Origin of the sequence: Paenibacillus sp. FSL R5-0519, from assembly GCF_037974275.1 — a bacterium.
Lineage (GTDB): Bacteria > Bacillota > Bacilli > Paenibacillales > Paenibacillaceae > Paenibacillus.
Genome location: NZ_CP150234.1, coordinates 3110812 through 3125002 on the forward strand (window position 1 = coordinate 3110812; position 14191 = coordinate 3125002).

At 41.3% G+C, this 14191-nt stretch carries 12 protein-coding genes and 1 pseudogene; 3 read left to right on the forward strand and 10 right to left on the reverse strand.

Annotation, left to right across the window (positions count from 1 at the left end; translation table 11 throughout):
- Nucleotides 1-35: 35 nt before the first annotated feature.
- Complete coding sequence (locus MKY73_RS14175) at nucleotides 36-743, reverse strand: response regulator transcription factor (protein WP_339308239.1); 708 nt, start codon at nucleotides 741-743, stop codon at nucleotides 36-38.
- A gap of 157 nt (nucleotides 744-900) precedes the next feature.
- Between MKY73_RS14175 and MKY73_RS14180 the strand changes: the two genes are divergently transcribed.
- Nucleotides 901-1158: a GlsB/YeaQ/YmgE family stress response membrane protein gene (locus MKY73_RS14180; protein WP_339308241.1), complete on the forward strand. Its 258-nt coding sequence runs from the start codon at nucleotides 901-903 to the stop codon at nucleotides 1156-1158.
- A gap of 145 nt (nucleotides 1159-1303) precedes the next feature.
- On the opposite strand, the gene MKY73_RS14185 is transcribed toward MKY73_RS14180, so the two are convergent.
- The 4 genes from MKY73_RS14185 to MKY73_RS14200 form a co-directional block, all read right to left on the reverse strand.
- Complete coding sequence (locus tag MKY73_RS14185) at nucleotides 1304-2245, reverse strand: VanZ family protein (protein ID WP_339308243.1); 942 nt, start codon at nucleotides 2243-2245, stop codon at nucleotides 1304-1306.
- 190 nt (nucleotides 2246-2435) lie between these two features.
- The gene (locus MKY73_RS14190) at nucleotides 2436-2867 is read right to left on the reverse strand and encodes a universal stress protein (RefSeq protein WP_339308245.1); all 432 of its coding nucleotides are present in this window, start codon (nucleotides 2865-2867) and stop codon (nucleotides 2436-2438) included.
- Between the two features lie 5 nt (nucleotides 2868-2872).
- A complete protein-coding gene (locus tag MKY73_RS14195) occupies nucleotides 2873-4105 on the reverse strand; it encodes an MFS transporter (protein ID WP_339308247.1) in 1233 nt (410 codons plus the stop codon).
- A gap of 171 nt (nucleotides 4106-4276) precedes the next feature.
- On the reverse strand, nucleotides 4277-4837 hold the full coding sequence (locus MKY73_RS14200; protein ID WP_339308249.1) for an XRE family transcriptional regulator: 561 nt from the start codon (nucleotides 4835-4837) through the stop codon (nucleotides 4277-4279).
- Between the two features lie 102 nt (nucleotides 4838-4939).
- Here MKY73_RS14200 and MKY73_RS14205 point away from each other — a divergent pair, with 102 nt between their 5' ends.
- Nucleotides 4940-5890 (forward strand): NAD(P)-dependent oxidoreductase, encoded by a 951-nt coding sequence (locus MKY73_RS14205; protein ID WP_339308251.1) that lies wholly within the window; start codon nucleotides 4940-4942, stop codon nucleotides 5888-5890.
- 251 nt (nucleotides 5891-6141) lie between these two features.
- Here MKY73_RS14205 and MKY73_RS14210 read toward each other — a convergent pair.
- The 5 genes and pseudogenes from MKY73_RS14210 to MKY73_RS14230 all read right to left on the reverse strand — a co-directional run.
- Nucleotides 6142-7221: pseudogene (locus MKY73_RS14210) on the reverse strand (fructose-bisphosphatase class III); the annotation flags it as partial.
- Nucleotides 7222-7381: 160 nt separating this feature from the next.
- Nucleotides 7382-8470: a Ger(x)C family spore germination protein gene (locus MKY73_RS14215; RefSeq protein ID WP_339308252.1), complete on the reverse strand. Its 1089-nt coding sequence runs from the start codon at nucleotides 8468-8470 to the stop codon at nucleotides 7382-7384.
- Entirely contained in the window at nucleotides 8467-9588 is a 1122-nt protein-coding gene (locus MKY73_RS14220; protein WP_339308254.1) for a GerAB/ArcD/ProY family transporter, read from the reverse strand. The genes MKY73_RS14215 and MKY73_RS14220 overlap by 4 nt, the downstream gene beginning before the upstream one ends.
- Nucleotides 9585-11051: a spore germination protein gene (locus MKY73_RS14225; protein ID WP_339308256.1), complete on the reverse strand. Its 1467-nt coding sequence runs from the start codon at nucleotides 11049-11051 to the stop codon at nucleotides 9585-9587. The genes MKY73_RS14220 and MKY73_RS14225 overlap by 4 nt, the downstream gene beginning before the upstream one ends.
- A gap of 265 nt (nucleotides 11052-11316) precedes the next feature.
- Entirely contained in the window at nucleotides 11317-12993 is a 1677-nt protein-coding gene (locus MKY73_RS14230) for a CotH kinase family protein (RefSeq protein WP_339308258.1), read from the reverse strand.
- A 215-nt stretch (nucleotides 12994-13208) separates the two neighbouring features.
- Between MKY73_RS14230 and MKY73_RS14235 the strand changes: the two genes are divergently transcribed.
- On the forward strand, nucleotides 13209-13955 hold the full coding sequence (locus MKY73_RS14235) for a MerR family transcriptional regulator (RefSeq protein ID WP_339308260.1): 747 nt from the start codon (nucleotides 13209-13211) through the stop codon (nucleotides 13953-13955).
- Nucleotides 13956-14191: the final 236 nt, after the last annotated feature.

A 14191-nucleotide genomic window follows, 5' to 3' on the forward strand; every position in this document is an offset into this window, starting at 1 on the left:
AAATAAATAATTCAGCAGTAGCCGGGTTGCATACTTCAGGCCTCGCCACCTCCAAGCTGATAGCCAAATCCATAGATTGTCCTGATGTATTTCGGTTCGTCCGCATTATCCTCCAGCTTTTTCCGTAATCGCATGATGGTCATATCCACACTGCGACTGTCCCCCATGAAGTCATATCCCCATCCGATCTGTAGCAGTTCATCCCGGGTAAAGATTTTGTCCGGTCTTTTGAGTAGCGTTTCCAGAATTTTAAACTCTTTGGCCGTTAAAGACACAGCTACATCGTTTTTCAGCACTCTTCGGCTCTCTAGGTCAAAAGTCAGCTCTTCATGAATGATCCGTTTCGATTGCACTTCTGTCCCTTCACTTGTGCCCTCCCTACTCTCGTTTCTTCTCAGAATCACCTTGATGCGAGCGAGCAATTCACGATTATCAAAGGGTTTGGTCATATAATCTTCCGCGCCTAGTTCTAGTCCAAGCACCTTGTCGATTACCTCATTTTTGGCTGAGAGCATGATCACAGGAATGGCGCGTTTTCCGGTAATTTCCTTGCACAAGTCATATCCGGAGCAATCTGGCAGCATCAGATCAAGTACCACTATATCGGGTTGAAAAGAGTCGAGTAGCTGCAAGCCCGTTTTGCCGTCCTCTGCGGTCTGCACATCGTAGTTTTCTCGCCTTAGCACCAGCTCAATTAAATCTCGAATTGCGATTTCATCATCAATGACTAGGATTTTCTTCAACTGTACACCCCTATCTAGCCTTGTTTTCACCAGCTATAATCAATTATTAACCCATCTTAGCACAGGCGCTTTAGATTCCTCCACCAACTGCGAGATGAGGTATATTCCAACGAACCCAACATAACTTGTAATAAACCCGAAGAAAGGAGAACAATCCATGGATCTGCTCTGGGTACTCATTGTTGGTGGACTTATTGGTTGGTTAAGCGGCAACTTGATTGGGCGGGACGTACCGGGCGGTGTACTTGGGAACATTATTGTGGGTTTTATTGGTTCCTGGTTAGGAACGGAATTGCTGGGACCAAGGGGACCGGTGATTGGCGGATTTCACATTATTCCAGCCATCGTTGGCTCCATTATTGCCCTGCTCATCTTCTTCGCTCTCGCACGTGGCGGAGCCTTCCGAAGACGTTAAACAAGAGAGGCGGAAACCGATCCCGACGTTTATTAGATAAAAGGACCGAAAGCATTCATCGATGAAAGATGAACACTTACGGTCCTTTTTTTTGTACTGCTTTATCCATTCTTTCAAGCCTAAAAAGGCATGGAAGATCAAACTTTTATCTGCTCCAAAAATATTGCATCCGTTTATAGCCTACATCCCATACTTTTTCGTTCCCTTCGATGGTAATCTTCAGTTCGCTTCCCGGTTCGAGAGGAATCTTGAATATCAACGGGAATAGTTCAGGATCACTCCGCTGATCTTCTCCAGAGCCGGTCATTATCTCGTTTCCATTGAGAGTAACACGAATTTTTCCTGAATAATCTGTTGGTTCAGGGATTCCGTAATAAAAAGAGAAAATCGTCTCTCCCTCAGACTTGTATGTAAACGTTCTAGGATCTCCGTCTTCAGCGCCGTACATATTATAGAGAATCTTTACATTCTGATCGCTTATTTTGATGCTGTCCGGTTTGTCTGCAGATGATGAATTCCCCGAACTGTCCATCCATTCGTTGATTGCCACAAAAGGGCCTTCTACTTTAGTTGCTGCGTTATCTAACGCTCCGAATAATCCCCATACGACTAATAAAAGAATCATACCGGAAATAGCCGTTCTCGCCAGATTGCGCCAAAGGTTCCGGGAGCGGAAACCAAGTTTGTACGCCCCATAACCAATGGTTGCTCCTATCGTATTCTGAATGGCATCGTTTATATCGAAACTACCAAGTAAGGTAAGGGCCTGAATGGTTTCCAGCACAAGAATCGCTATAACAAATAAGGTAAAGAACCGGGCAAAGGTAATCCTGTACAACCATGGCATCAGGATACCAAAAGGGATAAAGGCGGCAATGTTACCAAAATCAACTAAAGTCATGAGACTGGGATGCAGGAGTTCAGATAGAGCCGGCAGTTTAAAAAAACTATCTGGGGAGAAAAGAAAGGTATAGCCAGTCGTTGTCTCTGAAGCATCTCTTCTACCGAAGGCGAGGAACATAAAATAAAGAATAAACAATGTATAGAATATGGTTAAGGTTAAAATGATTTTACGTTGTTTGATCATGGTTAACTCCTTTGCCAGATGCATGTTCTTATCTAGGCTTATTGCCCCGTCTATTTTACCACATATTATAATTAAGCTGCTTATTAGTGTTATGGAACCGCTGATCCTTTATCATTTTCGGCAACTAAAGGATAGAAAAACAGCGGCATTTGTAGGACACATTATCCTGAAATGCCGCTGTATAGAGGAGTTAATGTACAATGAGGACTGGGCAACTTGCTAGCTGTGAAACCTTGTGACTGACACTTCCAAGCATCATTTCTTTTATGCCTCTTAGCCCACGGTTCCCGATAATAATAAGTTGCTGCTCCGTATCCCTTGCATAATTCAATAGTTCATGCCCAGGATCTCCCTTAAGATGAATAGTTTCCGGGTTAATTCCAGCAGACTTTAATTTAGATTTGGCTTGATGCAGCTGTTCCAAGCTCGCTTTCTCCAGTTCGTTCATTATGTCTTCCAGAAAATTCTCTGGTAGAAACGTCATGCCGATCGGCACATAACTCTGGCTAACATGAACCAAGGTAACTTGAGCTTGTTTATTTTGTGCTATTTCAGCGGTTGCATCAAGGAGTTTGTTCGTTATTTCACCTTTATCAATGGCGACCATAATTTTGTCAAACATAGTTATCATCCTTTCCGTGACATTTCGTAACTATTTTGACTACCCACAAAGCGGTTGTTTGCAGCTCCTATACCCACTAAAAAAAGTAAGATCGAAGCCCCTAGAAGAATGAAAAGTGGCAGGTTCCAGCTATTTGTTGCATCATGCAGATATCCTATAAGAGCAGGACCCATTGCGGCAAGAAGATATCCGATCGATTGCGCCATGCCAGACAGCTCCGCTGCTTGGTGCGCATTTTCGGTACGTAATCCGAAAAACATCATAGCCAAACTAAAGGCGAAACCTCCACCAATTCCGAGTATGATGATCCACAACAGAATGATATTGGAACTGCCGTAAAGAAGTCCGAGCGTGCCCGTCATTAGCAAAATGGTTGTGATGACTACTAATGAACGTTGGCTAGACATGCGCCCCGCAATAACGGGGACGATAAAGGTAAATGGGAGCATAGCTAACTGCATGATCGAGAGGTACCATCCAGATTGGTTGGACTCAATTCCTTGCTGCTTTAAAATTTCAGGCAACCAGGCAATCAACACATAGAAAACCATGGACTGTATCCCCATAAACATGGTTACTTGCCAGGCCAGCCGGGAACGCCATACATTCACATGGTTGCTAGCCATTTGATGACTCGTCGTGGCTGTTTGTTTGGTTCGATTTCTTAATTGAGGTAACCAACAGAGGATTGATACAAAGCTTAGTATCCCCCATACTGCCAGTGCTCCCTGCCATTTTAGCCCTCCGTTTATGGCCAGCGGTACACTGATTCCCGAAGCGATTGCCCCAGATAAATTCATTGAAATGGAGTAAACTCCTGTCATGGAGCCAATTTTATTTGGGAAATCCCGTTTGATGATACTGGGCAATAATACATTACAAACGGCAATTGCGAATCCAAGAACTGCTGTCCCAATAAACAGATTAACTGCACCAGATAAAGATCGTATTACAATACCAACAGTCAGCAACATGAGGGCAATCCATATGATACGTTCAACCCCATATCTTCGTCCTAATTTGGGTACTAGAGGCGATAATAAAGCAAAGGCAAGCAAGGGTACCGTTGTGATCAGGCCTGCTAATGTATTGGAAATATGAACGTCATCCCTGATAAGGCTCACTAAAGGACCAACTGAGGTTAAGGGAGTACGTAAATTGGCTGCAATAACAATAATGCCGAGAATCATAAATCCTATAGAGGATGCTGCGGCTTTTTTATTTTGTTTGTTCGGCATTCTTCCATTCTCCTTTTTGAATTCATATCCGCGCGGACAACGAAAGTATATTATAATATATTAATATTTACAATAAGTATTTTATGATATACTTAAATTGTGGAGAAAAAAATACAACTCAAATTCCCGTCATGGAATTCGAAGTTGTATGATAAGGAGCACTTTTGATTTTTAGAAACCATACTTTAAGGAGATATGGAGCACGGTTTCGCTATTCGTATGATTGGTATACGAGTGAGGACAATCTGCACGAAAACTGATCGTATCATATTGATTCAATGTGTACATCTCTTCATTCACTTGAATTTCAATGGAACCCGTCATTACTGTTGCAATTTCAGTGGTATTCACATGATGACCTTCAGGGTGATACGAGCTATGGGGCTGCAAGTAAGCCCGACACATTTCAATACCGTTGCTTTTAAAGACGGGTTCAATGATCCAGTTTTTTTTGTCATTAGAAAATCGCAGCCCTTCGCCTGCTCGATACACACTAACAGGGTCTTCTGTTTGGAACAAAGCCAATAGCGGTAAAGATATGCCTTTTGAAATTTTCCATATCATCGCCAAAGTGGGATTTGTTTCGCCACGTTCGATTTTGCCCAGAGTAAGTTTGCTTACGCCCGTTAATTCCGCTAAGTCATCTAAGCTCATATTGTTTTCTTTTCTGTACTTTTTCAAGGCACTGCCCATTAGTAGTACCATTTGTTTTGATTCATTCACGTCGTCCATTTCATAACTCACCTCAACTAAACTGTTATAGTTAGTATATTGTTATTCTAGAATCTTTTCCATACGATTAGCATGGGATAGATTGTGAAAGGTGGTATAGATATGAAAATTCTCATCGTTGGTCATTTTAACGAAACTGCAAAATCAAATATTACAACGTATTTTCCGCAAGACTGGAACGTGGTCATTGTCCCGCCCGGACAAGAAATGCTGCATCATATTGAAGATTGCCAGGTACTCATCCCTGAACATATTAAAGTGGATCACAGCCTGCTTGCGAACGCCAAAAAATTAAAATTGGTACAGACGGGTGCCGGGTTTGATAATGTCGATATCCCTGCCTGTACAGAGCGAGGTATTTGGGTGGCCAATGCTGCCGGAGTGAATGCACAGGCAGTAGCCGAGCATGTTCTCGCATTGATATTGTCTTATTATAAAAACATACCTTTTCTTGATAACTTCATGAAAAATAAGATGGATGAAAATCAATTGGACTATACCGGGAGTGAGTTAAAGGGTAAAACGATTGGGATTATCGGTTTGGGCGCGATCGGAAAAAAAGTAGCTGCGTTTTGCAGGGTTTTTGATATGAATGTGCAGGCTTATGCAAGAAAAGCTGTTGTACAATCTGACGACTCGGTGAAAATGGTGGATTTTGATACGCTTATAAGCACATCGGACATCGTCAGTGTACATATTCCCTTGAATCAGCAAACCAAGCAGCTCATCAACAAAGCGGCATTCAAAAAAATGAAGAGCACAACTCTGTTTATCAATACAGCCCGCGGCGGGATTGTCAACGAAAGAGACTTGATTGATTCATTGAAAAACAGGGATATTTCAGGCGCATGCCTGGATGTGTTTGAATCTGAACCACTTCCTATGGACAGTGAGCTTCGGAATCTGGCTAATGTGATACTTACTCCCCATACAGCAGGCATGCCTGATGGTCGGAAATTTCATAAAATAAGATATGATTTCTTTATAAGCAATATAAAGCGTGTAGAAAATGGTGAAGAGCCCGAAAGCGGGCTCAATCAGTTACTCACCTAACATTCGCCTGTTCATTTTCACTGTACCTGCTTTGCAAATTGCAGGAAAGCGGAATCGCTTAAAGCCCCCAAAAATATATGCTATAGCATGTTTTTAGGGGCTTTAAATTCTATCATTTCAATTCGGTTAATCCTCTTGCACATTCATGTACAGTTTTTCTAAAATTACTTTTAACTGCTTAAGTTCCTCCGGCTCTATCCATCGTGTAACGTAATTATGAACGTCCTTAACCGTTAACAACAACTGTTGCTTAAATAATCTTCAAAAACATCAAGCAATTGACGGCCCGCATATGTCTTGTCTTCAATCTGCATTTCTTCCATATTTCCTTCTTCATCTAAAGGAATACAGCCGTGAATTAACAAATTCCCGTTGTATTTTAAATAAAGGCTCCCCTTTTTCATGAGGAAATTCATATGTCTGGCCAGCTTTTCGGAATGCTGAACGGAGAACAGCAGTTTCTCCATCACCTGGCGTTCTTCCTCTAGCAATTCTTCAGGTTTCTGCGGATTTACGGTGGTAAAACAGGTGTTTTCCAGTTGGTACGTTTTTCCGCAAATGTTGATTTCATTTTTGTCGTATCTGGCGCAGATCCGGATAATATTTGCAAGGCAGACCAGAGAACCCGCGTAGGCACCGATCCAGAGGACATCATGGTTCCCCCACTGAATGTCTACAGAATGGTAGTTGATTAGTGTATCCATGATTTTATTGGGGTCCGGTCCCCTGTCATAGATATCTCCAACCACATGAAGATGGTCAACCACCAGGTGCTGGGTCGTATAAGCAAGACCAATAATGAGCTTGTCCGCTTGGCCCAAGGATATAATCTGCCGATATATTTCCTCATAATAAGGATCCTTATTGTTGGTCGAATACGTCTTGTATAGAAGCTCCTCTACAATATATACATATTGTTCCGGCAGAGCTTTACGCAATTTCGAGCGCGTGTACTTGGAAGAGGCGTAAGCAATAAGCTTAAGCATGTGTTCAATCGTTTGTCTATACCACTGGTTCAAAGCATCTTTATTGCTCAGTTCGCCTATAACCAGTTGTATTTTATCTTCCGGATAATAAACCAACGCTGCAAAATCATTGATTTCCTGCTCCGACCATACCTCCCGGAATAATTCTTTAATTTTCTCTTTGACGGTACCTGAACCGTTTCGGAGTACATGCTGAAAAGCATGGAACTCCCCATGCAAATCACTCACAAAATGCTCGGTTCCCTTCGGGAGATTGGAGATCGCCTCAAGGTTGATAATCTCTGTAATGATTTTTTCTTCCGTATCATATTTTTGGGCCAATAAATCTAGAAACTGCTCATCCAAAACAGATGTCCCCCTTCAAAGAAGTTATGTGATATTGATACTAAGTAAGTTTCCAAGGGACATTAACTTATATGGTGACTATCAGCATTGTCCTCCCTAATCATACTCCAGTTCATCAACTATGAACAAATTTAAAATTGATGCGTTTTGAATGTATGACTTATCGATCAACGTTATTCAAAGTCTGTATTTTAATGTCGAAGTTAATATTAATTTTCATATTCTCCCAATATTTCAACCATTGCTCTTCCGTTAGTTCTTTGGAAAACGGCTTAAGAGAATGTGATCCGACTTCTAAGGGATCTACTTTCAACCGTTGCATGCTTTTTAATAATACTGATGTTTGTTCCTCAAGGTATACCTCAATCTCATGAATTAAATGTTCCAATTGTTCCTGGTTTTGAATATTCTTTTCTCCCTGATATTCCTCAATTCTTCCTTTCAGTCCCGCATGTAAAGTCAAGGATGAATAGTCACTCGATAGCTTCATGTGAATTTTGGATCGAATTCGTCCTAAACTGATCGATAACTTTGGAATGGCCAAGACTTTTAAGAAATGATCGTTATCCAGAAGTTGAAAAATCTCATCGTTTATGTCTTGAGTGACCATTGCTTCTTTGTCATTTCGGAACAAGGCTGTTCCAACGTAATTGAAATTGTTCTTATCCGCATGAAAAACGGGCAGAATTGGATCCTTAAGCGGAGAATATAACTTCTTCATAAATTGATGAATATTGACAATGCTCATCTCACCTTGGTTATGCTTCTCGTAATGTTTTAACATCCGATAAAGGAAATAATCTTGGTTTTCTTGCTTCGTCAATTGATTTTTTATGTATTCATCAAAATCACCTCTAACAATCACCAAATAGACACGCATTGAAATATCGGGATCTACCAATATCGTATTGATCAGCTTTTCAATACCTTCTTCTTTTGCCAGTTTCTCATTGATTAATAATATTCGCAGCTGTCCCTGTTTCAGTTCCCGATAATAAATTAAATTAAACTCCTTGCCTCCCTGCTTTATCAGATCCACTTCCTTGGATAGAAATCGTTTTTCTTCTTTGATGAGTGGGGGTACTAAAGTGCTGATTTTAAACTTTCCCTCCGTCCCCTTGTCAACCGACCAGAAAACTACAGGAGCAATCTCTTCGATCAGATTGTTTTCTACATATGGAGCAGAGCAGCCGGTTATGCACATAAGGCTTACAATCGCCAATAAACCATAGTACTTGTAGGGTATCATGCCTGCATACTCTCCTTTCGTTTAACCACAGTGAAAAGGATCGTAGGAACAAGCAAATAAATCAAAGCGCCCATCCAGATTTGAAGGTTCAGTAACATCGTTTGACCCGGAACCGTTTGCCATAACCATCGATCCATGATGATGATACTTATCAAAATGACGAACCAACTCGACAATAATCCGGTCAGCGTTGTACTTGAATTCATTTTTTTCATGAAAACTCTTGTAGCTCCATAAAAACATAACAAAAGAATTGAAATGTCAAATACATAATTAAACATATGGAAAGAGATTAGAATGTACTCGATTCGTTCTAAAGCGCTCGTTTGAAGATAGCTTCCCATATATGCAACCGGAAAGTTGATCCTGCTTAAGAAGTTGGAACCGTAAAACAATACGGAAGCTATGAACAATAATGAATATTCCAAAATCGTCAGCATGTTGCCCATGACAAGATATTTGGTTATTTTTGTGTTGGAGCTTAACCATGGAACCATAAAGGCCAAATACACTGGACCGGAAAATGCCGACCATAGAAACAGCAAACCCTGCCATGATTGCCCTGACCATTCGGTGGGAATTAGAGGATACAAATCGCGGTAATTTGAAATCGACGAAAAGAAAAAAGGAACAAACATGATTAAGATCCACGCCCCGCATAGAAAGGCGATTACGACAAAACGCAATGTTTTTTCCATGCCATGTGAAGCCACAAATAAACTGATCGATAGAATAACGAGGATCAGCCACGTTTTATTCATTGATGGATAAATAAAACTATGGAGCATTTCAGCGTAACCCAGAGTGATGATTGAAATTTTCAACAGGATTATCAAAAAACCAAGTATTGCGAAAATGTGAACTATCCGTTTTCCAAAAAGCTGTACAAATCCTTGATAGCCTTTGGCTGCATAACTGGAAGCAAACCATCTGGACAGCATCATCAAATTAAGTTGAGACAGCAGCCCCAAGGCGATTATTCCCCAAACCATATAGGAATGGATCAAATAAACGGGCATGATTAGAACAAAATAATGCATTTGCGTACGATTAACCAACAAAAGGAAATGGATGCTGCCAAGGGTGGAGGTTTGTTTGAATAAGGATAGAGTTTTCATTTCTTCATCTTCTCCTGTCGCCATTTCTGTAATGGTTTTAGATTACTCGGACGCGTTTTCATCCAAATCAAGGGACCGCGAATAAAGAGGTCAATCCAATCCTTCCCGTAAAAAGGAGAAAGCGGTGCCAGATAAGGTTGACCTAGTGACGTTAATGCATGGAGATGCGCAAGAATTCCGATCAATCCAACCACGATTCCTGGCAATCCAAGAACCGATGCAAGGATAAGAAGAAATACTTGCAACAGAACCATGGATTTGGTCATTTGATAGTTGGGGACCAAAAAGAAAGCAATAGCGGATATACCCATCAGAACAATTAATACTTTACTTGCAAAGCCTGCTTCCACAGCCGCTTGTCCTATGACAATACCGCCGATAACCCCTAAAGTTTGACTCGTTTTGGTCGGCATTCGCAAACTGGCTTCTTTGATGATTTCCAGCGTTACGATCATGAAAAGTCCTTCCACAAACGGAGTAAAAGGCAATTTGCTTCTCGATTCCAATAATACGAAGAGAATCGGCAGCGGAACCATTTGGTAATGAAATGTCGTTAACGCTACATAAAAAGGAATCATCGTCAAAGAAATAATAAAACTTCCATACCTCATTAAACGCAAGAAACTGGCGACCGGCCAACGCAGGAAATAGTCTTCGGGTGATTGGAACAGATGAAATAATGTAATGGGACAAATTAAAGCAAATGGTGAATTGGAGACCAATAAAGTCAGCTTACCCTCACCTAAGGCATAGGCGCAGGCATCCGGGCGATCCGTTTGCAGAAATTGCGGAAAGACCGTATGGTTATGATCTTCAATAAAAGCTGCAAGCTGTGCGGAATCTAAAAACTGATCGAAATCCACACTTTCAATTTTCTTTCTTGCAATGGAAACAAATTCCGGATTAATGATTCCGTCTATGTACATTAACACAACCTTCGTTTTACTTAGTGATCCGATCGTAAAGCTTTCTGTTTTTAATGTCGTTATAGGCAAACGTCTGCGCAACATTGTGATGTTTTTATCGATTTGCTCACTGAAACTGTCTTTCGCTCCATATATGACCGTTTCTGTTTGGGAAGGTTCAACTGCCCGGCCAAGAGGATTTTCCAATTGAACGCCTAGCCATTGATCGTTGACGGAATCGTAGAGAAGAATAAATCCTTGCATTATTTTTTGCTCCGCATCTTCAATCGATATAATTTCCGAAAACTCGGAATTAATGATGCCTGAAGAAACCGTATCGTCAGTAGATCGATGAAGCGGCTGAATAATGACCTCGTTTAAACGCTCTGAATCAATTAACGTGTTTATGTATAAGAGATAAACTGAAGATCCGGTGCCCATTCTGTGCTCAAGGATTTCGGCATCATCCATATGGTTTAATTTCTGTTTCAATTCATCAAGCCATATGGACATGGACATCTGAGGATTTTCCATCTGAGGTTCGTGCTTTTCAGCCATGGTCTGCTCTTCTCCTCCTTTATTCTAATTAATTAATATGATCATATGGTTAGTATGTTGTCCTGTAATCGAAAAATCATACGACTGGTCCTGGATCGGAAGCTTGGTAGAGAATTAATGTGGGGAAAATGAACAAAAAACCAACGCGCCCGACAACATGTCGGTACGCATTGGTTAGTTTAAATGAAGCATTATTCATAAGCCTCAATGTCTTATATGATGCTGAACTAACGTTCATTATTGGCTCGCTTTACTGAAATTCTTCTTATTTTGCATCCTGAGACTGATCCCCTTCTACAGCTCTACGACCGCCACCGCCCATGCCTCCTCGAGCATTATTCTCACCCAGTTTGGACAGATCGATGGAAGAAGCATCAATCAGTGAATCAGCGTTTTCTTTTTGTTTCTCGGTCGTGGAAGGGATATCTCCGTCCAATTGCCCTTGTATACTTTCCGCACGCAGCGTCCCGAGTTTGGTCAATTCTGTAACAGCTGTCTCGTACTTATCATACGTAACAAAGGCCGTAGGGTCCTGCTTCACATATTCCGCAATCATGTCGTTCAGACTTTGTACTTTTTCTTCAAACTTTCCGTCTGCGAAGTATCCATCTACGATCTCCTGTAAATATTCATGATACTTGGCCTTATACTCAGGCACTTCAAGGAGTTTGCCCAAAATGGGGCGTTCCTCCAGGCTGACCCCTGATAGAGGCGTATCAATCGCCAGATTTACGACATCGGATGCAGTACCCGCTTGGAATCCACCGAAGGCCATGTTGTAATCCCAAGGCAACATGCTGATCTGACCGTCGTTCTCATACAGATAATAGTTATGTCCCATGTTGGACGTGTAACTGTCCATATTAACAACCACCGTGTGGGCCGCAAAATACCTCAGTACTTCGTCCACATCCACATATTTCTCCAGATCGGTGCCTGTGCTCAGGTTTTTGAGTGCTTCGATGACACGCTGATGATCTTCCTCGGTTGTTTTGGTCTCAGCATTGTCGAAAATGGCAGAGTAGCTGGACGTTTCATCATCGGTGTACATCAACGAAACACCATTGCCGCTTCCGTCCATACCACCTGGACCACGGTTGCCTCTCCCGCCAGCTTCGGCTTGTGTATTGGTCCTCTCTTCCCCTGTTCCGCCATTCATATCCGGAGGGCTTGCTCCATCCGGTGGCGCCATACCTTCTTTGGGAGCCTGCATATCTCCTCCATATCCTTGAGCAAAAGGATTGCCATCTGGGCCTCCCATACCTCCTGCTCCCATGTTGTCATCATTGTTTGGCTTGTACAGTTCACCCTCATCATTCTTGGCACGAGCGAGATATCCGCTGTCTATATCCTCAACAGCCAGGTATAAGCCCCAAGTCTCTCCATTGACACTAATATTGGAAAATGCAAATAGAGGTGCGTCCACGCCAATGTAACTCATAATGTCATAACTTAAATATTCCTTCATATAGCTACTGTCACTAATCATGTTGTTAACGACGAGTTTGTCCAATCCCATCCACGTCTGATCCTTAACATATTCATCAAACTTGATTTTGAAACTATATCGATCCGTTGTATCATCACTAGCGACCTGCCGAAGGCTGGAGTTGCCCTTTGGACGGATTCCGACGTTCTCAATTGTCGTTCCGTTAATGGTAATGTTTGCTGAGATGTACTGCTCCTCGCTTGCATTATCCAGCATTTCTTTCCAGGCCTCTTCATCCACATCAATTGAAATGGACATAACCTCCGACTTGTTGATTTGATCGGCATATGCTGCTGTTTCCGTTTTACTCTGATTATCCGTATTTGTTTGTTCCGTTTCAGTGGTATTGCTTTCTGAGTCCACATTTCCTTGATTCGTCGAGCTACATGCTGTCAACATTGCAGTACATAGTACCGCCACCCCCATAAATTTAGTCCATTTGTATATACTCATTGCTATCACACCTCATTATTATTGTAGTTGTTGTTGTATGTAAACATCATAGATAGCACTCCTTAAATGAATCTGAATGAGATACATCGCAGATTTCAGACTGCGGCACTTCCATACAATCAAAAATGGGTATTGAGCAGGACGTTACGTCACAGCTTATAATAAAAGCATGGTGACTATAAGTCTAAAACAGTAATATAGCTGGAGGTGATAAGGTGGAATTTACAGTGGGGAATTTCGCTAGCATGGTGAATACAACGGTAAGGACTCTTAGGTATTATGAGAAAATCGGACTCCTTGTACCCAAAAATAAAAATGATCTTAATCAGAAAGTTTACGTTAGAGAGGAAATCAAGAAGTTTTATAATATACAATTGCTCAAGAGCATGGGCTGGTCATTAAATGAAATCAAACAAATGCTAGAAGAGACGGAATATTCTTTTAGAGACATGTTAGAAATGCGAGAAGCTGTTCTTCTCAATCACAGAAATAAAATAAACCTTTCCCTGGACATGATGAGACGAATGAAGAAGGTAATGAATGAAACGGGTGATATCAATAACGAAGATCTGATGTTGCTCATGAATACTATACGTCTAGAGGAAGATCAAAGGACGATTCTAGAACAGCATTTCTCTCTAGACACGGTAGGAAAAATCATGCCCATAAATAAACATCAACAAATCACATTGGATCTATTAAACAGGAGATTATTATCTTTTTTTCAAACGACAATTCATCGTGAACTTTGTCCCGATAGTCCAGAAGTACAACGAGAATTAACAGAACTGTTAGCCATGGTTCCTGAATCTATTCAAGGGTTGACTGAGTCTGATTTGGGCATGGTCAAACAATTGGAGGTCTTTAAAGCTTTGTTGCCTGTTGGTATGATCGAATTTATCGGGGAAGCGATTCAAGTGTTATATCAAAACCAGTGCGAAGAAAACGGGGAACAAGTATGAGTGAATTAAGTGCTCGACAGCATAATAGATTATTGCTTCAAATGATATTGGGCTTAATGCCGTTCTCATTTTTAGGTTTAGCGCTTATTGCAATTTTTAAGTGGGGTAAAATAATCCCCTTATCCGTTCATTGTTTCTTCCCAATGAGATGTCTTTTCTTGATGTGACCCTACTCGGTTTCATCTTGGGTGCGATTGTGGCATTTGTTTCTATTGCTCTTAATATAAAAACAAAAA